Origin of the sequence: Virgisporangium aurantiacum (assembly GCF_016863635.1) — a bacterium.
Taxonomy (GTDB): Bacteria; Actinomycetota; Actinomycetes; order Mycobacteriales; family Micromonosporaceae; genus Virgisporangium; species Virgisporangium aurantiacum.
Window position 1 is genome coordinate 108,076 of the sequence record NZ_BOPG01000030.1, and the last position, 18,479, is coordinate 126,554.

General features: G+C 71.3%; 16 protein-coding genes. 12 read left to right on the plus strand and 4 right to left on the minus strand.

Translation table 11 applies throughout. From position 1 onward, the window contains the following. Nucleotides 1–7: 7 nt before the first annotated feature. The 8 genes from Vau01_RS24055 (at nucleotide 8) to Vau01_RS24090 (ending at nucleotide 10,276) form a co-directional block, all read left to right on the plus strand. A complete protein-coding gene (locus Vau01_RS24055) occupies nucleotides 8–2,278 on the plus strand; it encodes a hypothetical protein (protein ID WP_203996554.1) in 2,271 nt (756 codons plus the stop codon). 13 nt (nucleotides 2,279–2,291) lie between these two features. Continuing rightward, a complete protein-coding gene (locus Vau01_RS24060) occupies nucleotides 2,292–4,538 on the plus strand; it encodes a hypothetical protein (RefSeq protein ID WP_203996556.1) in 2,247 nt (748 codons plus the stop codon). 15 nt (nucleotides 4,539–4,553) lie between these two features. Further along, on the plus strand, nucleotides 4,554–5,474 hold the full coding sequence (locus tag Vau01_RS24065) for a caspase family protein (RefSeq protein ID WP_203996557.1): 921 nt from the start codon (nucleotides 4,554–4,556) through the stop codon (nucleotides 5,472–5,474). Nucleotides 5,475–5,478: 4 nt separating this feature from the next. Further along, on the plus strand, nucleotides 5,479–6,423 hold the full coding sequence (locus Vau01_RS24070; RefSeq protein WP_203996558.1) for a caspase family protein: 945 nt from the start codon (nucleotides 5,479–5,481) through the stop codon (nucleotides 6,421–6,423). Then, nucleotides 6,402–7,373, plus strand: a complete 972-nt coding sequence (locus Vau01_RS24075; protein WP_203996559.1) for a hypothetical protein — start codon at nucleotides 6,402–6,404, stop codon at nucleotides 7,371–7,373. The genes Vau01_RS24070 and Vau01_RS24075 overlap by 22 nt, the downstream gene beginning before the upstream one ends. Before the next feature lie 151 nt (nucleotides 7,374–7,524). Then, complete coding sequence (locus tag Vau01_RS24080; RefSeq protein WP_203996560.1) at nucleotides 7,525–8,541, plus strand: hypothetical protein; 1,017 nt, start codon at nucleotides 7,525–7,527, stop codon at nucleotides 8,539–8,541. Then, entirely contained in the window at nucleotides 8,538–9,035 is a 498-nt protein-coding gene (locus tag Vau01_RS24085) for a SigE family RNA polymerase sigma factor (RefSeq protein WP_203996561.1), read from the plus strand. Before Vau01_RS24080 ends, Vau01_RS24085 begins: the two co-directional genes overlap by 4 nt. Continuing rightward, nucleotides 9,032–10,276, plus strand: a complete 1,245-nt coding sequence (locus Vau01_RS24090; RefSeq protein ID WP_203996562.1) for a hypothetical protein — start codon at nucleotides 9,032–9,034, stop codon at nucleotides 10,274–10,276. The genes Vau01_RS24085 and Vau01_RS24090 overlap by 4 nt, the downstream gene beginning before the upstream one ends. Nucleotides 10,277–10,297: 21 nt before the next feature. Here Vau01_RS24090 and Vau01_RS24095 read toward each other — a convergent pair whose 3' ends face one another. Further along, a complete protein-coding gene (locus Vau01_RS24095; protein WP_203996564.1) occupies nucleotides 10,298–10,894 on the minus strand; it encodes a DUF4231 domain-containing protein in 597 nt (198 codons plus the stop codon). Nucleotides 10,895–11,014: 120 nt separating this feature from the next. On the opposite strand from Vau01_RS24095, the gene Vau01_RS24100 reads away from it, so the two are divergent. Together Vau01_RS24100 and Vau01_RS24105 are read left to right on the plus strand one after the other, a co-directional pair. Beyond that, the gene (locus Vau01_RS24100; protein ID WP_203996566.1) at nucleotides 11,015–12,406 is read left to right on the plus strand and encodes a TRAFs-binding domain-containing protein; all 1,392 of its coding nucleotides are present in this window, start codon (nucleotides 11,015–11,017) and stop codon (nucleotides 12,404–12,406) included. A 24-nt stretch (nucleotides 12,407–12,430) separates the two neighbouring features. Then, nucleotides 12,431–12,970 carry a hypothetical protein gene (locus tag Vau01_RS24105; RefSeq protein WP_203996568.1) on the plus strand — a complete coding sequence of 180 codons (540 nt, stop codon included), beginning with the start codon at nucleotides 12,431–12,433 and terminating at the stop codon, nucleotides 12,968–12,970. Between the two features lie 19 nt (nucleotides 12,971–12,989). Here Vau01_RS24105 and Vau01_RS24110 read toward each other — a convergent pair whose 3' ends face one another. Beyond that, nucleotides 12,990–13,430, minus strand: a complete 441-nt coding sequence (locus Vau01_RS24110) for a MerR family transcriptional regulator (protein WP_203996570.1) — start codon at nucleotides 13,428–13,430, stop codon at nucleotides 12,990–12,992. 37 nt (nucleotides 13,431–13,467) lie between these two features. On the opposite strand from Vau01_RS24110, the gene Vau01_RS24115 reads away from it, so the two are divergent. Beyond that, nucleotides 13,468–14,199: a class I SAM-dependent methyltransferase gene (locus tag Vau01_RS24115; protein ID WP_203996572.1), complete on the plus strand. Its 732-nt coding sequence runs from the start codon at nucleotides 13,468–13,470 to the stop codon at nucleotides 14,197–14,199. 70 nt (nucleotides 14,200–14,269) lie between these two features. On the opposite strand, the gene Vau01_RS24120 is transcribed toward Vau01_RS24115, so the two are convergent. Together Vau01_RS24120 and Vau01_RS24125 are read right to left on the minus strand one after the other, a co-directional pair. Continuing rightward, complete coding sequence (locus Vau01_RS24120; protein ID WP_203996574.1) at nucleotides 14,270–15,049, minus strand: hypothetical protein; 780 nt, start codon at nucleotides 15,047–15,049, stop codon at nucleotides 14,270–14,272. 132 nt (nucleotides 15,050–15,181) lie between these two features. After that, nucleotides 15,182–16,078: a hypothetical protein gene (locus Vau01_RS24125; RefSeq protein WP_203996575.1), complete on the minus strand. Its 897-nt coding sequence runs from the start codon at nucleotides 16,076–16,078 to the stop codon at nucleotides 15,182–15,184. Between the two features lie 159 nt (nucleotides 16,079–16,237). Here Vau01_RS24125 and Vau01_RS24130 point away from each other — a divergent pair. Beyond that, the coding region (locus Vau01_RS24130; RefSeq protein WP_203996576.1) for a tetratricopeptide repeat protein at nucleotides 16,238–18,479 on the plus strand (2,242 nt) is incomplete at its 3' end.

Genomic DNA, 18,479 nt, shown 5'->3' on the forward strand with positions numbered 1-18,479 from the left:
GGCAGCCGTGCTCACTCTCGCACCACCGATCTACGTCGTCGACGGCGTCACCCTGATGCGCGACAGCGAACGCGCCGACCAGTTCTACTACGCGCCGATGGAGCCCCGCGTCGCGCTGATGCGCCAACAGGTGACCGGCGCCGAGGTGCCCGTCCTGAAGCTGTTCAAGCTTTCCGAGCCCGTCGACGGCACCGCCGGCTTCCTCGTGTTCGACACCACCCTGGGCCTGCGGCCCGACGAGCACGCGAAGATCGTGACCGAACTGCAGAGCCTCGCCGGGCTGCCGGATCCGCCGATCGTGTCGCCGGTTCCGCTGCTCGACGGCACGGTGCGCCTCATCATGCTCGGCCGGGAGTCGGGGGTGCCGTCGACGACGCCGGTGGCGCCCGGCACGCCGCCCGACGGGTTCGTCACCGGCATCAGCCATCCCGCGAAACCCGCGCTCTACGCCGACAACCGGGCCGTCTTCTCGGTGTCGCTCACCCAGGCCGGCGCGACGATCGTCGACCGGGCGATGCACGGCGAGATCATGCCGCTGGGCGTCGTCTACTCGTTGCAGTTCCTGGCGTTGCGGCCCGCGTTCCGGTTCACCATCGAAGCGGACTGGGAGCGGGTGCAGAAACACTTCGAGGAGACGGTCGGCACGTCGTCGATGCTGCACGAGGCGAAGATCTCGACGATCATCGACAGCCTCATCGAGGACCACGTGATCCGGATCGACACGGCGACGTTCGTGCCCGACGACGAGGAGAACGCCGCCGTCATCGACCAGCGCGACCAGCTGCTCGACGAGCTGAAGAGCATGATCCTGGAGACGTTCTTCACGCCGAGCCTCGACCCGATCACGCAGAAGACCACCGGCTGGGACGAGGTGGCCAACGGGGTGTCGTCGTTGCGCAAGGCGTTCCACAGCGGCGGCGTGAACGGGCTGTTCAACTACAACCGCCAGGACGTGACGCGGCTCGACCGGCGCACGTTCAACACCGAGGTCACCTCGTCGACGACGATCCGCCGGTCCATCTACCCGCAGGCGCACCTGCAGGGCCTGGCGGGGATGGTCACCAAACTGGGTCTCGACGTCGACGACTTCATCGAGGAGGTCCTGCCGGACCCGTTCTTCCAGAACCGCACGGTCACGGTGCTCACCCAGACCGACTTCGCCGCCGACGGCATCGGCCGGATCCAGGTGCGGGTGCGGTACGGGCAGCACGAGAAGGACGTCGTGCTCGACGCGGCGCACCAGACCGAGACGGTGACGTTCGACAGCATCGTCGAGCGGGGCGTGATGCGCCGCGCCGTCGACGTCGACTACACGGTCACCTTCACCGGCGCCGACGCCAGCGAACGACCGGTGCGGCTCACCTCGCCGGCGCGTGAGTACACCACCAACAACGTCGAGATCATTCCGCGCGAGCTGTACACGGTGACGCCGATCCCGGTGCGCGTCCAGCCCGGGGTGTTCGCCGAGTACCCGCAGATCGACGTCCAACTGCGGTACCGCGACGACGCGCGGAGCATCGCGATGGACGACGTGGTCCGCCTCGACGAGCGGACGCCCACCGCGACGTGGCGGCAGTTCTCCATCGGTCGCGGCCCGGCGGACTTCGACTACCGGATCCGGTACCACGGAACGGGTCTGGAGGACCGGCAGACGCCGTGGCGCACCGCCGACGAGGAACAGGTGGTGGTCAAGCACCCCGCCGCCAACCGCATCACGGTCACCGTGCTCCCGCCGAGCCCGTTCGACCGGCTCGACTTCGTGTTCGTCGACCTGTCGGTGCCCCATCCGGAAACCGGTGGGGTGGTCGAGCGCTCGGTGCAGTTCGACAAGGACCACCGGACCATGCAGCAGGTGCTGTTCGAGGTCCCCGCCGCCCAGCCGGTGCTGCTGACGTACCGGGTGACGCTGCTGTACACGAACGGGGTCCTCGTCGAGCTGCCCGACTCGATGACCCGGCGCACCCGGGTCGTCGTGCGCCTCGACCCTGTCGTGCACCGGATCATCGAGGTGGTGCCGGACGGCGTCCCCTTCGGCCCGTCGGAACTGCGCGAGCTGATCGTCGACCTGAGCTACGCCGGGCCGGTCGACACGTTCGCCCGCCGGTTCGTCTTCACGGCCGGCGACGCGCCGGCGGAGTACTTCGAGTACGACCTCCCGGCCGAGGAGCCGGAGGAGTACGAGGTGACCGTGGAACGCCGGTACCACAACGGAATGGTGGTGCGGTCGGAACCCGTGACGACGGCCAAACGCCGGTTCACCGTACCCACCCACCCGTGACCGGAGGAGTGACATGCTTCTGCTCGGCAGCGCCAACACCGTGACGATCGACGGGATCACCTGCTTCCCGGACGACGCCGACCGCTCGCAGTACTGGTACCTGCCCGCGCCGGTGCAACTGGCCCGCGACCGCAACGGGCGCCCGCGGCTGACCCTCATCCAGTACGTCGGCGCCGCCGACAACGCCCTCGACGACGGCGGCTTCCTGGTCTTCGAGGTCGACTGCAAGCTGGAACGCGACGTCGAGCGCCGCCTGCGCACCCGGTTACGGGCGATCGCGGGCGGCGACGTGCGGCTGAGCCCGGTGCAGTTCGACGAGGGAACCGTGCGGTGCATGGCGTTCGACCTCGACGGCCCGGGCGGAACCGTCGCGCCCGACGGCACGTTCCGCGTGGTCGAGAAGATCAGCGGTTCCACCACACCCTCGCTCGGCGGCGACAACAACGCCATCTTCACGCTGAAGCTGAGCAAGGAGGGCGCGATCATCATCCGCGAGACGTTGGCACAGGGCGGCCAGGTCCCGGTCGGCGCGCTGTACGACCTGAAGTACACCGGGCTGCGGCCCGCCCTCGACGTCACCATCACCGCCGACATGTCCCAGGTCTTCACGCAGTTCAGCGCGAGCCTCGAGGCGCAGATCTACTACGTGCGCGCCGGCATCGACGCGGGCTTCGAGAAGCTGGTGAAGGACGGCGCCATCAAGATCGTCGTGAAGAACTTCTCCACCGCGGAGGACCGCGCGGAGAAGGAGAAGTGGGCGCTCGACTTCTTCAAGGAGAACCTCCTCGCCCGCTACTTCGACCCGGTCCTGACGCCCGGAAAGCTGGCCGGCACGCCCGCGAGCGCCGCGCCGCTGAACGACGTCGTCGCCCTTGGCCAGAAGCTGAAGCCGCCGCAGCCACCGGCGCCGCCGAAGCCTCCCGCCGGTGCCGGCGCCCCGCCGGCCGCGCGACCACCCAGCACGACGCCGCAGCCGGGGGAGCCCGACCACGACTCCGGCGCGACGCCGGCACCGGGCCTGGCCGTGCCCCCGGAGGTGCCGGCGACCGCCGACCAGGCGCCGAGCGTGGGCACCGGGGTCGGTGGCGGCAACCCGCAGGTACCCGCCGCCGGCGAGACCGGGCTGGGCTTCGACCCGGCGCCGATCGCGAACATCGGCAGCATCGCCAACCAGATCTCGCCGGTGAGCTTCAAGCTGAAGTTCATCCGCCAGGAGGAGCGGCGCACGCTGACGTTCGAGTACAACCGCGCCGAGGCGGTGCAGATGCCGTACACCGCGCAGGGCATGCTCGACGTCCTCACCCGCGACCTCGACCGGGCCGGGATGATCGTCTCGGTCGACCTCGACGACGCGTTCTTCCGCAACTTCGACGTCGAGGTCGCCAAGCGCATCGACTTCGACCGGATCGGCCTGAACTCCGCGCAGATCGTGCTCGACTACGGCGATCCGTCCGACCCGCGCCACCACAAGCACGCCGACCTGCTCTTCACCCGGTCGGATCCGGTGCCGACGGCACGGTCGTGGACGGTGGCGATGGCGAACATCCAGGCGACCGACTACCGGCGGCAGGTCGAGTACAACTTCGACCCGCAGAGCGACTGGGAGGGCGACCGGTTCGAGGTCGACCTCCCGCCCGAGCTCACCGACGACCGGCGCTACGAGATCAACCCGTACGAGCACCTGAACTTCCTGGAGATCGAGGTGCGGCCCGACCCGCTGCTCGACTGGGGCATCGTCGAGGAGATCACCGCGACGATCACGGTCGAGGGCGCCGGCGCCACTGCCCCGCGCAGGACGATGCGCTTCCGCGCCGGTGACCCGCCGCGCCGGTGGCGGGTGCGCACCCCGGTGCGCCGCGGCGCCGACGGCACCCGGATCGCCCAGCGCTACGACACCGAACTGCGGTACCGGCTGGTCGGCGGCGGCGAGCGGACCGTGATCAGCGCCGTGCCGGTCTCGGGCGACGTGCTGAACCTGCCGAACCCGTTCGCCGGCACGCTCGTGCTGGAGATCCGGCCGATGCTGCCGGCCGGCGTGCAGATGGCGATCCTGGATCTCCTCTACGTCGACGGCGCGTACCGGCGCACCGTCTCGCTGGAGTTCACCCCGGAATCGGGCCGGCAGACGCGTCAGCACCGGATCGCGATCCCCGACCAGACCAAGCGCCGGTACACCTACACGATCACGCTGATCACGGCCAGCACGGTGACGGAGAAGCAGCCCGTCGAGACCGACAACCCGCGAATCTTCGTGAGCTGAGCCGGGAGGCATCAGATGACCAAACGTGCCCTCGTGGTCGGCATCAACGACTACTCGCGACAGCGCCGGCGCACCGAGGAACTGGGCCTGGCGTGGCCGACCCTGCACGGCTGCGTGAACGACGCCCGGGACATGTACGCCCTGCTGGTCAACGGCTTCGGGTTCGAACAGGTGCACCTGCTGCTCGACCAGCGCGCCACCCGCGACCGGATCCTCGGCACGCTGCGCGCCCTCGTCGACGCGTCGACCGCCGGCGACGTCCTCTGCTTCTACTACTCCGGGCACGGCGGGATCCTGCCCGCGTCGAGGGACCCGCTGAACACCCGCTACTACGAGGCCATCATCCCCGCCGTCGGCGACTGGATCTTCGACACGCGGCTCGCGCAGATGGCCGACCTGCTCCGGCCGGGCGAGGTCAACTTCACGCTCATCATGGACAGCTGCCACTCCGGCGGGCTGCACCAGGCGGACGCCGCGGCACAGGCCATCCCGCGCAGCGTCCCCTTCGATCCGGACGTGTCCAAGGTGATCGGCCACATCCAGACGCTGATCCCGTGCGGCGCGTGCCTGCCGCCCGGCGCGTCCGACATGAACGGCAACGTCAGCAACCCGGTCGTCTCCGGACCCGGCTTCACCGACCTCGACACCGACCCGGACAAGACGCTGGTGGCCTCGGCCAAGGCCACGCTGCTCTCCGCCTGCCAGTACTGGCAGACCGCGCTCGAAGTGGACGGCCACGGCCTGTTCACCGGCGCGATCCTCGAAACCGTCAACCGCTGCAACTACGACGAGACGTACACCGACTTCCTCGACGCGGTGCGCGAGCGGGCCGCCGCGGCCGCCACCCGGCACCGGCACGTGCAGGAACCACAGTTGTACGGCCAGCTCGGGCGGATGGACGAAGGTTTCCTGCAGGCCTGGAACACCTCGGAGTGAGAAGATGACGAAACGCGCCGTCGTTGTGGGCATCAACGACTACTCGATCCAGGACCCCAGCGGCGGGCTGAACCTGAACTGCTGCGTGTCCGACGCGACGATGTTCTACCACACGCTGGTCGACTCGTTCGACGTGAAGCCGGCCGACATCTACTACTACGCCGACCGTTCGGCGACCCGCGACACCATCCTGCGCGCCGTCTCCTACATCACGAGCATCGCCGAGCCGGGTGACGTCGCGGTGTTCTACTACTCCGGCCACGGGGCCCGGGTCCGGGCCGACTCCGGCCACCGCGACGTCGACTCCTACTACGAGGCGCTCGTGCCCGCGGCGGGCGACTTCATCACCGACTGGGACTTCGCCCGCGTCGCCGACTCGCTGCGCCCGGAGGTCTGCAACTTCACGCTGGTGATCGACGCGTGCCACTCCGGCGGGCTGCACGACACCGACAACACCGTCACGAAGGTGCGGAGCCTGCGGTACTCCGACGAGCTGATCGACCTGATCTGCTCGAAACTGCGGACGCTGATCCCCGTCGGGATCTGCCTGCCGCTCGCCGCGCACCAGCAACTCGCGGGCAACGTCTCGCACGTGCGGCGCGCCGACGACGGGACCATCGACCTCGACGAGGACCTCGACCGGGTGCTGGTGCGGGCGTCCCGGTCGACGCTGCTGTCCGGCTGCCGGTACGACGAGTCGACGTGGGAGTCCTCGACCCTGGGGCACGGGTTGATGACCCAGGCGCTGCTCGACGCGTTCAACCGGTCCACGAACACGCAACCGAGCTACCGCGAGGTGCAGGACGACCTCCGGAGCGCGGTGCGGCAGCTGCTGGAGAAACACATCCTGCCGACCAGGCCCGGTGTCACCCAGACACCCCAGCTCCGCGGCCAGGACAACCGCATGGACGAAGGGTTCCTCGACGGGTGGACGTTCACCCCGGCGTGACGACCGGCGCCCCGGTGGCCGACCGGGCCGCGGCCAGCCTGGAGACGGTCCTCGCCGGTGTCCGGGGTTCCCGCCTGCCCGAGGTGGCGTGGCGGTCCAGCCGGCTGACCGCCGACGGCTTCCCGGTCGAGCTGACCTTCGTGACCGGCGAGCCCGGGTCGGTGCGGTACGCGGCCGAGGTCGCCGGCCCCGAGACGCCCGGCGCCGACCGGCTGGGCATCGCCGCCGCGGTGCTCGACCGGCTCGGTCATCCGCTGCCGCCCGCGGTGGCCGGTGCGCTCGGTCGGATGCAGGCCGACCGGCCGTTGCGGTGGGGCGCCTGGGTCGGCGTACGCCACGGCCCGGCCGGCGCGGGCGACACCGGCGGCGACACCGGCGGCGACACCGGCGGCGACAGCGCCAAGGTGTACGTGGAGGTGCCACCCGGCGGCGGCGCACCGCCCGGGTGGGTGGCGCCGCGCCCGGGCGGGCCGCTGCGCCTGCGGATGATCGGCTACGAGCCGGACCGGCACCGGGTGGAGTACTACTACCGGCTCTGGCGGCTGGACGTCCCAGTGCTCGCGGAGCTCCTCCGGCTCGGCGGTTCGCGGGCCGCCCTCGGTGACGTGGTGGCCGTCCTGCGCCTGCTGGCCGGCCAACCGGCGGACGGCCCGCCGGGTCCGCTACCCGCCGCGCGCTTCGGCTGCAGCGTCGCGCTGCGGCCCGCGGCCGGCGGTCCGGTCGAGGTGGCCGTGTTCGCGGCGGCGCCGGACCTGGCCGGCGACGACCGCCGCACCCGGGCGGGGGTCGACGCGGTGCTCGACCGCCGCGGCTGGGACCTGCCCGGCTACAAACTCCTGACGGACGGCGCGGTGAACCGGAGCGCGCCCCGCCACGGCATGCTCGGCGTCGCCGCGGTCGGCGGACGGATCGCTCTCTCGGTGGGTCTCTCCGCTTCCGGCGCCGGTTGACACCGCCGGTCGTGCCGGAGGAGGTCCGCGACCGTTTCGCCGGTGCTGTGGACGGAGCGCGGCCCTCGATGCGTCGTACGGGGTGACAACGCGCGCCGGTGCCGATCGGAGCCGTACGCGAGCGCCCACGACCATCACCCTGGAGGAGACCGTGCCCGTCCTCAGACGGATCAGTTCGCTGGTGGCAATTGTCGTCCTCGGTTCGTTGATCGTCCCGGAACCGGCAGGCGCGCACCCGGGTCCGGTTGCAAAGTGCGAGATCAACCGGTTGGCCGAGCCCGTGAACTGGTCGATGAGCATCGTCACCGGCGTGGACCCCAGCGGTCGATACGTCGCCGGCCGGGGGTATCCCGCCGACCCATGGAGCGACCTGATCCGCTATCCGGTGATCTGGGATGGCGGCGTGCCGACCGCCGTCCCAATTCCGGGTATCGACCAGAACCTGAACGACGTCAACTCCGCCGGCGTCGCCGTGGGGACAAGCTACGACCCCGATTCCTGGGAACCCCTGTCCCCGTGGGCCTACGTCGACGGTCGGCTGCGGCCGTTGCCCGGGGTCGAGTCCGGCGACGCCAGCGGCATCAACGAGCACGGCGCCGTCTCCGGCAACCGGGCCGACGGTGTCCCGGTCTGGTGGCCGTCCCCTACTTCCGATCCGCGGAAACTGCCGTCCCCCGACGGTGCCCTGTGGGTCCGCACGTTCGACATCGATGACGACGGCACCATCGTCGGCGTCTTCGTCGACCGGGACGACCACGACCGTGGCATCGCCTGGCTGCCCGACGGGACGTTCACCGTCCTGTCGCCCCCGGCAGGTCTCGGGCCGGCGACCGCCGCGTTCAACATCCGCAACGGGTGGATCAGCGGCTGGGCCGGCAGCCCTACCGGGCCCGTGACGGTGCGTTGGCATCTCAGGTCCGGTGCGACGGACGTCATCCCGCAGTTCCGGTACGTGAGCGTTGGGGTCAACGCCGCCGGATGGCTGGCCGGCAGCGGCATGACCGGTTCGGCGTTGCTCGTCTCCGACACCGGTGACCTGAGCCTGCCAGGTCTGGTTGACGAGCCCGACGACATCGCGTTGGGGCTCAGCGACTCCGGACGGGTGATCGGAGGCCAGGCGACGGACAAGGAGGGTCAGCTTCGCGCCGTCCGCTGGATCTGCGGGTGACGTTCGAAGAGTACGTGCAGCGTCGCGGTGCCGCGCTGGTGCGGGTGGCGCGGCTGATCTGCCGTGACGCGAGCCTCGCCGAGGACCTGGTCCAGGAGGTGTTGGGACATGCGTATCCGCGCTGGTCGAAGATCGTACGCAGCGATGATCCGGACATGTACCTGCGCCGGATGCTGGTGAACGCGAACATATCACGGTGGCGACGGCGGTCGGCGCGCGAGGCGGTCGGCGCGGTACCGGCCGATCGCCCGGATCGGGCCGACATCGGCGCCGACGTGGCCGAACGGGACGCGCTGTGGCGGCTGATCGTGACGCTGCCCGACCGGCAACGCGCGACCGTGGTCCTGCGCTACTACGAGGATCTCGACGACGCACGGATCGCCGAGATCCTCGGATGCTCGACCAGCACCGTACGCAGCAACGCCATGCGGGCGATGACCACGCTACGAGCCCGGCTCGACCTGCCGATCCGACCCGTGGGGAGTCAGTCATGAATGAGTTCGAGACGCGGGTCTCCACCGTGTTGCGTGACCACGCCGATGGTGAGGTGGACGTGCGGGCGCTGACCGCCGGGGCGATCGGCGTCGGGATCCGTCGGGAGCGGCGGCGACGCGTGGGGCGGATCGCCGCCGGCGGGCTCGCTCTGACCGTGCTGGCCGTTGCGGTGGTCGGCGGGTCGAGGTGGTTGCCCGGTCGCTCCGGGCAGGGCTCGGCGCCGGTCGCGTCCACGTCGCAGAGCGGACAACCGGCGGGGCCCGTGCTGGTGTACCAGCGCCCGACCTACGATCCGGGCACGCGGGCCTGGGCCGGCGTGCCGACACCACCCCTGGATGCCGCCGCCCCGTCGGCCGTGCAGGACCCCGCGACCGTGGGGACGGCCGGGCTGGTCCACTTCTCGTTCGCGTCGGAGGCCGGGCTCGGTGCGGCCACCACCGTGACCTATCAGACCGGCCCGCTGTGGGGCGTCGAGCGGGCACAGATCGAGGCCGGTCCCGGCTGCGGTTGCGTATTCGAACTGAGCCGCTCCCGGCCGGGGACCGGCCCGACGCACGCCGCGTTCCTCGACGGCGCGCGGTCGCGGCCGGTTGTCGTCGGTACGGTGGCCGGCACCTACCACTTCTTCGAGCCGTGCGACGGGTGCGGGCCGGTCCGGGACGGCGTCGGCACGCTGGTGTGGCAACCGGCGCCCGGCCTGTGGGCGCTGCTGAACATCGGGGGCGGCGAGGCCCGGGCGGTGCAGGCCGCCGGTGGCCTGCGGCTCGATCGCACCTACCGGGTGGTCGTCCCGTACCGGTTGGCCACGGTGCCGGCCGGTACCACGGTCCAGAACGCCGTGATGACTTTCCAGGGCGGCATGGTCACATCGGGTTCACACGTCGGCGCCACCGTGGAGAACAGCGTCGCCGTTCGCTCGGGGCCCCGGGCGGCCATGGTCGGTGGGGGCAACACGGTGCTTCCCCCGATGGGACCGGGCGTGACGAACGAGGTGACGACCATCAACGGGAATCCGGCAATCATCAGCACGAGCCCCTACTGCGATTTCGACGACCGGTCATCGGAGTGCACCCGGGTCACCGTGCCGAAGGTGATCGTGATGATCGATCTCGGCCAGACCATCGTCGCCCTGTCGAACTGGGGCAACATCGACCGGGTCGCTGTTCTCGCCGCCGCTGCCGCGCTGACCGACCTGTACACCGATGACCTCGCCGAATGGCCGACGTCTCCGCTGCCCTGAACGGCGCCCGGACCGCGGTGATCAGGGCTGGCGCGCCGCCTGCGCCGGCACCACCGGCGCCGCGTCGGGCCGCTCCTTCTCCTGCCCGGGAACCACCGCGGTGAAGAAGACCTCGATGTCACGCTGGACGATCGCCTCGGTCTGCGCGGCGAACGCGGCGTACGCGGCGGCGTGCGTCGTCACGGCCTCGTACTGGCCGGAGAGCTGGAAGAACTGCCAACCCTCGCTCTTGAGCAACTCGGCCGTGCGGCGGTAGTGCGGCCACCGGTCGCCGTAGTGGAAGAAGCCCTCGATGGAGGCGGCGAACGCCACGACGAGGCCGACGCAGAAGATCGCCCAGCGCAGGTACTCGGACGCGGGTTCGGTGAGGTCGAGGCCGATCAACGCCGGGATCAGCACACCGCCGACGATCGTGGTCAGCCGCAGCACGCGGTACCAGCGCTGTGCGGTGCCGGCCTTTCCCTCGGCCCACCGGACCTGGTCGAGCCAGCGGTGGCGGAGAAACTCCCGTTGGAGTGTGGTGAGTTCGAGCTGCTGGATGATCGGCAGAAACTGCTCCTCCATCCAGTCGCGGCCAGTGGTCTGTTCGGATCTTTCGGGAGAACGTGAGTCGTTCATTCGTCTCCTTCTGGAGGTGATCGATGGCCGCAGTCTCCACCGAAAGCGTCTCCGAGTTGACGTGGGCGTGCAAGCCTACAAACTGACAGTGTGTCCGATCGTCCACTGTGCTTTGTCCTCATGCCGTTCGGAACGAAACCCGACCCGGCCGGAAAAGCGAAGGTCGACTTCGACGCGATATACGAGGAGGCGCTCGCGCCCGGAATCATCGCCGCAGGAATGGTTCCGCTCCGCGCCGACGAGGAGCGACTCGGCGGCGTCATTCACCGGGCCATGTTCGAGCGCCTGCTGCTGTGTGACTTCGCCGTGGCGGATCTGACCACCGCGAACCCGAACGTGCTCTACGAACTCGGAATCCGGCATGCCGCGCGGCCGCACACCACGCTGACCGTCTACGCGTCCCGGAAGCCGTTGCCTTTCGACGTCGCCCCGCTGCGGACCCAGCCCTACGACCTGACCGCGCGCAACATCCTGACCCCGGAGGCCGCCGCGGCCCTGCGCGACGGCGTCCGGGACAAGCTGCGGGAGCTGCGCCGCATCGCCCATACGGGTGACGTCACCGACAGCCCGCTGTTCCAGCTGATCGCCGACTGGCGGCCCGAACAGCTGCCGGCCGCCGCGGCACCCACGTTCGCGGAACAGGTGCGGGCCGGTGAGGCCGTGAAGGCCCGGCTCCAGGACCTCCGGCAGACCGTGGTCGCCACCGGCGCGAGCGACGAGGCCCGTGCGGCGCTGGCCGCCGTCCACGCCGAACTGCGCGGGGGATACGTCACCGACCTGGGCGTCCACACGGAGGTCATGCTCGCCTACCGCGCGATGGACGACTGGACCGGCATGATCGACACCTACCACGAGCTTCCCGCCCACCTGCGCCGGCAGGTCCTCGTCCGGCAGCTGGTGGCGTTCGCGTACAACCGGCGCGCCGAGAACGCGGAGGACCCGGCCGATCCGCGTCGGGGGAGCGACCGGCAGGCGGCGCTGCGCCTCCTGCACGAGATGGAGGCGGAGCAGGGTCCCACCTCCGAGACCTGCGGCCTGCGCGGCCGGATCCACAAGGCCGTCTGGCTGGAAGCGGTCGCCGCCGGCGACGAGATCCGGGCCGAGGGCCTGCTGACCCGGGCGCTCGACGCCTACCTACGTGGCTTCGAGATCGACTGGCGCGACTACTACCCGGGAATCAACGCACTCACGCTGCTCGACGCGCGGGGCACCGACGAGGCGTTGGCCGCGATGGAGGAGCTGATGCCCGTGGTCCGGTTCGCGCTCACGCGCAGCGCGGCCACCGAGGTGTCGGCGGGCTACTGGGTGCCGGCCACCCGGCTCGAACTCGCGGTGCTGGGCGGCGACCCGGCCGAGGCCAGGGCCGCGCTCGGCGCCGTCCTCGCGTCCGGACCCGAGCAGTGGCAACGGACGACCACCGCCGCGAACCTGCGCATCATCCGCGACGCCCGCGCCCGCCGCGGCGTCGACGTGACCGACCTGAACTCGATCATCCGCCACCTGGAGACCTGAACGATCATTCGCGATACTGGTGCGGTGCACCAGGTCATCGTCGCCAGCGGCCACCTCGTCGACGCTCCCGACCGGCCCGTTCCCCGGTTCCCGCAAGAGCGGGTCCCGTGGGTCACCGGCCAGATCGAAGCCGTCTTCGACGAGTGGCAGGTCGGCCCGTCCACGACGCTGATCTGCGGCGGCGCCCGCGGCGCCGACATCATCGCGGCCGAGGCCGCCCTCGCCCGCGGCGCGCACGTCGTCGTGTGCCTCGCCCTGCCGCCCGACCGCTTCGTCGAGCAGTCCGTCGACCTCCCGGGCACCGACTGGGCGGCCCGGTTCCGCCGCCTCCTCGAGGTCGCCGACGTGCGGGAACTCCGTGACCCCCCGGCCGGCGACGAGGTGTTCACCCGCACCAACGAGTGGATGGTCGACCTCGCCCGGTCGCTGCACCCCGAACCCCGCGCCGTCCTGGTCTGGAACGGGCAGGCGGGCGACGGCGTCGGCGGCACCGCCCACATGGTGCACCGCCTGGGATACGACCGCGACGATCCGCGGGTCCGCGTCATCGACCCGACGCCCTAGGACCGCAACGGCCGGGTGGTCAGTGTGCGCGTGCGTGGCTGTCTTCCACGGACAGGCCACGCAACCGCCCCTCGATGATCGACCAGAACCGCGGACATGTCATCGGTTCGCCCGACGGGCACCGCCGGCCATGTTCGAGCGCGGTGCGGGCCACCTCGATGCGGTGCTGCTGCTCGGCCAGTTCGGCGAGCTTGTGGTCGATGAGTTCCTGGCGCGACCGCCGGCCGCCGGCGATGAACCGGGCGATCTCGGCCAGCGAGAATCCGATCTCCCGGAAGAACAGGATGACGCCGACGTCGCGGACCGCGGCGGGGGTGTATCGGCGCTGTCCGTTGGTCCGGGCCTGCGGCGGCACCAGTCCGAGTTCGTCGTAGTAGCGCAGGGCGCTCGTCGGGACGCCGGTGCGTTCGGACAGTTCTCCGATCGACAGCAACGGCGGCGGATCTTCGGTGGTGGTCATTGACTTCAAGCCTACTTGAACTGCTTCGCTTCCCTTTATGGGTACGAGAAAGTGGCTGTTCGACCGCGTCCTTCGATGGTGGGCGGCACACGGGGGCCTGGCGCAGTTCCACCGCCCGAACGGAGCCGCCGGGCACGTCGCCGGCTGGATCATGGGTCGGCGTTCGTCGAATGTGGCGCGCAACCGGTGGGCGGTGCGGCTGCTCGATGTCGGGCCGGCCGACCGCGTCGTCGAGTTCGGCTGTGGTCCGGGCGTGGCCGTCGCCGCCCTTGCGGCCCGGACGACCCGGGGGCTGGTGGTCGGCGTCGACCACTCGCCGGTGATGATCCGCCAGGCAGGTCGCCGCAACCGGGCCGCGATCCGGGCCGGACGGGTCCGGCTGGTGCAGGCGCCGGTGCAGCACCTGACGCTGGACGACGTGCCGTTCGACGCCGCGCTCGCGGTCAACACGGTCGGCATGTGGCCCGAACCGGCCACCCGGCTGCGCGACCTCGGCCCGTTGCTGCGGCCGGGCGGACGCATCGCTGTCGTGTCGCAGCCGCGATGCGCGGGTGCCACCGCCGCGACCTCGGCGGCGGCCGCGGCCGAGCTGGCGGCCCTGCTGACCGACGCCGGGTTCGACAACCTCCGCACCGAATTCCTCGACCTCGACCCGCCCGCGGCATGCGTGATCGGGTACCTGCCGACCCGCCGACCGGGCCGGGAGGAGGCCGCGGCCGGGCCGGAACCCCGCCGCGCCGCGCGTCCCGACGGGTCCGACCCACAGTGATCTGCAAATCGGGACCGCGCGTGCCGCCGGCGGACTCCCGCCGGCGGCACGGTTCCGGAACCGGGACGGGTTACCCCAGGCCCGCCCGGAGCGACCGCAGCGTCGGCAGCGCGAGCTGCGCGGTCGCGCGGCTGGTGTTGCGGGTCGCCTCGTTCTGAACCGCGACGCGGTCCAGCCGCACACCCGGGCGGCCGCGGTAGTAGGTCTCCACCCCGTAGGCCGTGTCACCGTTGTACGCGGTGCAGGTGTACTGGATCTCCACGTAGAACGGGCGACCCTGGTTGTCGTACTCCACGACCCGCTGCTCGTCGCACCGCGGCGCGAGCTTGACCACCACGGCGTCGTAACTGCGTATCAGCCGGTCGAGCAGATCCACCGTGGGGAAGCCGAGCTTGGTGAAGCCGACCAAGGCGATCGAGTAGATCGTGCCGATCAGCTTACCGATGGTGTCGGCCGCCGCCGGCGTCTGCACCGCGTCGAAGAAGGCGCTCGACAGGGTGGCGCAGTTGACGGCGTCGTTGACGAACAGCGACAGGCTGAACGGGTCGAGCTGGTCGATCAGGAGCATCTTCGTGGTGGCCGCGTCGGTGCAGGCACGCACCTCGGCGCTCGCGATGTTGTCGATCTGGCCGATGATCTCCTGCCGGGCCGCGTTGATCGCGTCGATGATCTCCCGCTTGGCGCGTTCGAGGTCACCGCCACCGCCGCCGCCCGAGAACAGCGCCGACGCGACGGCGATCGCGATCTGCACGTAGGGGACCGCCGCCTTGACGGGCTTGGCGGTGCCACCCACGCCGATCACGACGGCCATGACGGCCGCCGTCACGCCGGTCATCAATCTGTGTTTCACGTAGCTCTCCTTCCTGTCCGGGGGGCCAACATAGGAAGGACGCCGGGCCGCGGGCGTCGGTAGAACTACGGAAACGACCTACTGAGCCGCACCGCCCGGTGCCGGGGAGGCACCGGGCGGCGGCGATCCGGGTCAGACGAGCGTGTACTGGATCGTCGCGTTGCCGCTCTGGCCGTTGTAGCCGTCCAGCGCGATGGCGTACGTCGTCCCCGCCGTGGCCGGGAACGACACCTTCGACAGGGTGTTTCCGGCGACCTGGTCGTCGTTGCCGGCGACGAAGGTCAGCACCGCCACGTTGGTTCCGGTGTACACCGCGAGTTGGGTGTCGAACCGGGCCGTGGTGGCCTGGAACGTCGCGGTGCCGGTGCGCGGCGCGGTCCAGGTGAACCAGACCGAGTGCTGCGCCGCGTCGTTGACGTGCGCCGGTTCCTGGATCTCGTGCGTGGTGCCGTTGGTGTTGGCGCCCACGATGGTGCCGCCGGCCGCCGGGCCGCTCAGCTGCTGGGCGGTGTCGAAGTCGTCGTTCATGGTCCAGCTCAGGTTGACGTCGCCGGTCGCGGCGGCTTTGCTGTCGACCGCGATGTAGAGCTTCTGCCCGGCGCCGGCCACGACCGCCACCTGGCTCTGCGTGGTGGCGACGCCGTTCAGAACGGCGTTGTCGTTGGCGTCCATCTGCGTCAGGCCGCCCAGGCCCGACCCGTCCTGACGGTAGACGGCGAGCACCGTGTCGAACGTGCTGAACTGGGTGCGGAAGACGACGTTCCGGGTCGACGGAGCGGTCCATGTGAACCAGATCGACCGGTGCGCCGCCACCCCCGGGAAGTGGGCCGGTTCGCCGACCTGCGCCGTCGCCGTGCCGTTGTTGGTGCGGGCGGCCACCTGGCCGCTGACGTCGGGCAGCACCGTGGCGCCGGCGAAGTTGTCGTTGACCGGCGCGGCGTACGCCGGCGGGGCGGCCAGGAGGGTGCCCCCGGCCAGGCCGCCGAGCAGCGCGCCCGCGACGATCAGTCGGGATGCGAGGTGAGACATGAGTTGCGTTCCTTCCGGTACGGATTCCGATCCGCATGGATCGACGTCGACAACCGTCCGCGAAATGAGCACCCGGTTCCTGAGTAGCCGCTACTCAGGTCCGGGTGTCAGGAAAGCGACGGGTTGACGCACGTACTCCTGCGGGTCGATGCTCGCTGCGTGGTTTCCGGGCCGCTCATCGCGCGTGACCCCGAGCGCGAGCAGATCCGCAACGCGCTCTCCGGTGCGGCGGGAGGGGTGTTCATCACGGGCACGTCCGGCGTCGGGAAGACGAGGCTGGCGCAGGAGGCGGTGTCCGGGCGGCGCGCGGTCGTCACGCTCGTCGGCACCGCGGCGGCGAAATGCATCGCACTGGCGCCGCTGCTCGCGGTGTTTCCCGACCTCGATCCCGAGCACGGCATCGCGCAGGCCCGGGCGCGGCTGATCCGCAGCCGGCCGCTGCTGCTGGTCGACGACGCGCACTGGCTCGACGCCACCACCCAGACGCTGCTGCACCTGCTGGTCACCACGCGCCAGGTGCGGATGGTGATGATCGCGTCGAGCGACCACCCGGTCCCGTCGACGCTGCTGGACCTGTGGAAGAACGGCCACCTGGACCGGGTCGACCTCGAACCGTTGTCGCCGGAGGCGTCCACGCAGGTGGTCGAGATGCTGGTCGGCGCGCCGGTCGCGGCGGAGGTGGCGGCCGACCTCTACACCCGGTCGCGGGGGCTTCCGCTGGCGCTGCGCGAACTGGTCACCGAGGCGGTGTCGACCGGTGCGCTGGTGGTCGACGACGGGCTGGGCCGGGCGGTCCGGCCGTTGCCGCCGTCGCGCCGGCTGCGCGAGGTGGTGACGCGCAATCTCGCGGTCGCCGACCCCGGAGGGCGTGCGGTGCTCGACGTGGTGGCGCTGGCCGAACCGGTGCCGCTCGACCTCCTGCTGCGTCTGGTGGGTGAAGTAGACGTCGACGCGGCCGAGCGGGCCGGTCTGGTCTGCGTGTCCCGGTCGCGGATCGACACGCTGGCCCGGCACGTGGTGAGCGCCGGCCACCCGTTGTACGCCGAGCAGGCGCTGGCCGCGCTCGGCGGGCTCGACCGCCGGCGGCTGCTGGCCCGGCTGGTCGAGTCGAGCCGCGACATCGCCGGGCTCGGCGAGGCGCTGACGCTGCGGCTGGCCGCCTGGTGCCTGGAGATCGGCGAACCGGTGCCGGTCGAGGACCTGCTCCGCGCGACCCGGCTGACCCACCGCTCGCTCGACCCCGACCTGGCCGCCCGGTTCGCCGGCGAACTCTGGCGGCAGCGCCCCGGCTTCGACGCCGGCCTCCTGTACGCCACGACGCTGGCCCGCCAGCAGCGGTACGAGGCGTCGCTGGAGATCCTCACGTCGCTGCTCGACCAGTGCCGGTCCGAGGACGAGCGGACGACCCGGGCGTCGATGGCCAACGAGATCCTCGCCCGGCTGGGCCGGCACGACGACGCCATGGCCGAACTGCGCCGGGCCGAGGAGACCGTGTCCAGCCGCCGGGCAAAGGCCCACCTGGTCGCGCGTCGCGGGTTCACCGCGAACCTCGCCGGCCGCACCCGCGCCGGGTTGACGCTGATCGACCCGCTCCTGGCCAGCGCCGACGACGACGAGGTGCACGAGGCGCAGGCGTACGCCGTCGCGATGCTCGCCCTCGACGGCCGGGCCGAGCAGGCGCTCGCGGTCGCCGACCGGGTCGACGCGCGGGCCGACGCCGACGCCGACCGGCTCGCTCCGCCCCGCCAGATGCAGGCGGTGCAGCGGGGTTACGCGCTGCTCTACGCCGGCCGGCTGCTCGACGCCGACCGGTGGGCCGCGCAGGGCCTGCGCGCCACGGAGGAACTGGGGTCCGGGTTCCTCCTCGCGGTCTGGCTGAACCTGGTCGCCCGGGTCGCCCTCGAACGGGGCGCGGCCGCGGCCGCCGTGCTGCCGCTCGGCCGGCTGCTCGCCGAGGCGCCGGGCGTCAGCGGCGGTGCCCAGCGGGCGCTCGCGCTGAGCGCGCTGGTCGAGGCCCACGCGATGCTGGGCCAGGTCCGTCCGGCGCGCGAGGCGCTGGCGGCGCTGGCCGACAACCCCGGCAACACGCCGTGGCATCCGGCCGGCTCGGCCCAGATCGCCACCGCGTTGCTCGCCTACGCCACCGGCGACCGGCCGGGCGCGGTCGCCGCGTTCGCGGACGCGTTCCGCCGTGCGGCGCCGGCGAATTCGTCGGTCGCGCTGGTCGCGGCGCATGCGGTCGCGCGCTTCGGAGAAAGAGCTACCGGACGGGCGTTAGCAGCCGAACTACGGCCGCTGGAGGGACCGTTGCCGGCCCTACGGCTGACCCACCTGGACGCGCTCGCCGGGCCCGACGTCGACGGCCTGCTCGCCGTGGCCGCCGGCTTCGCCGAGCTCGGTG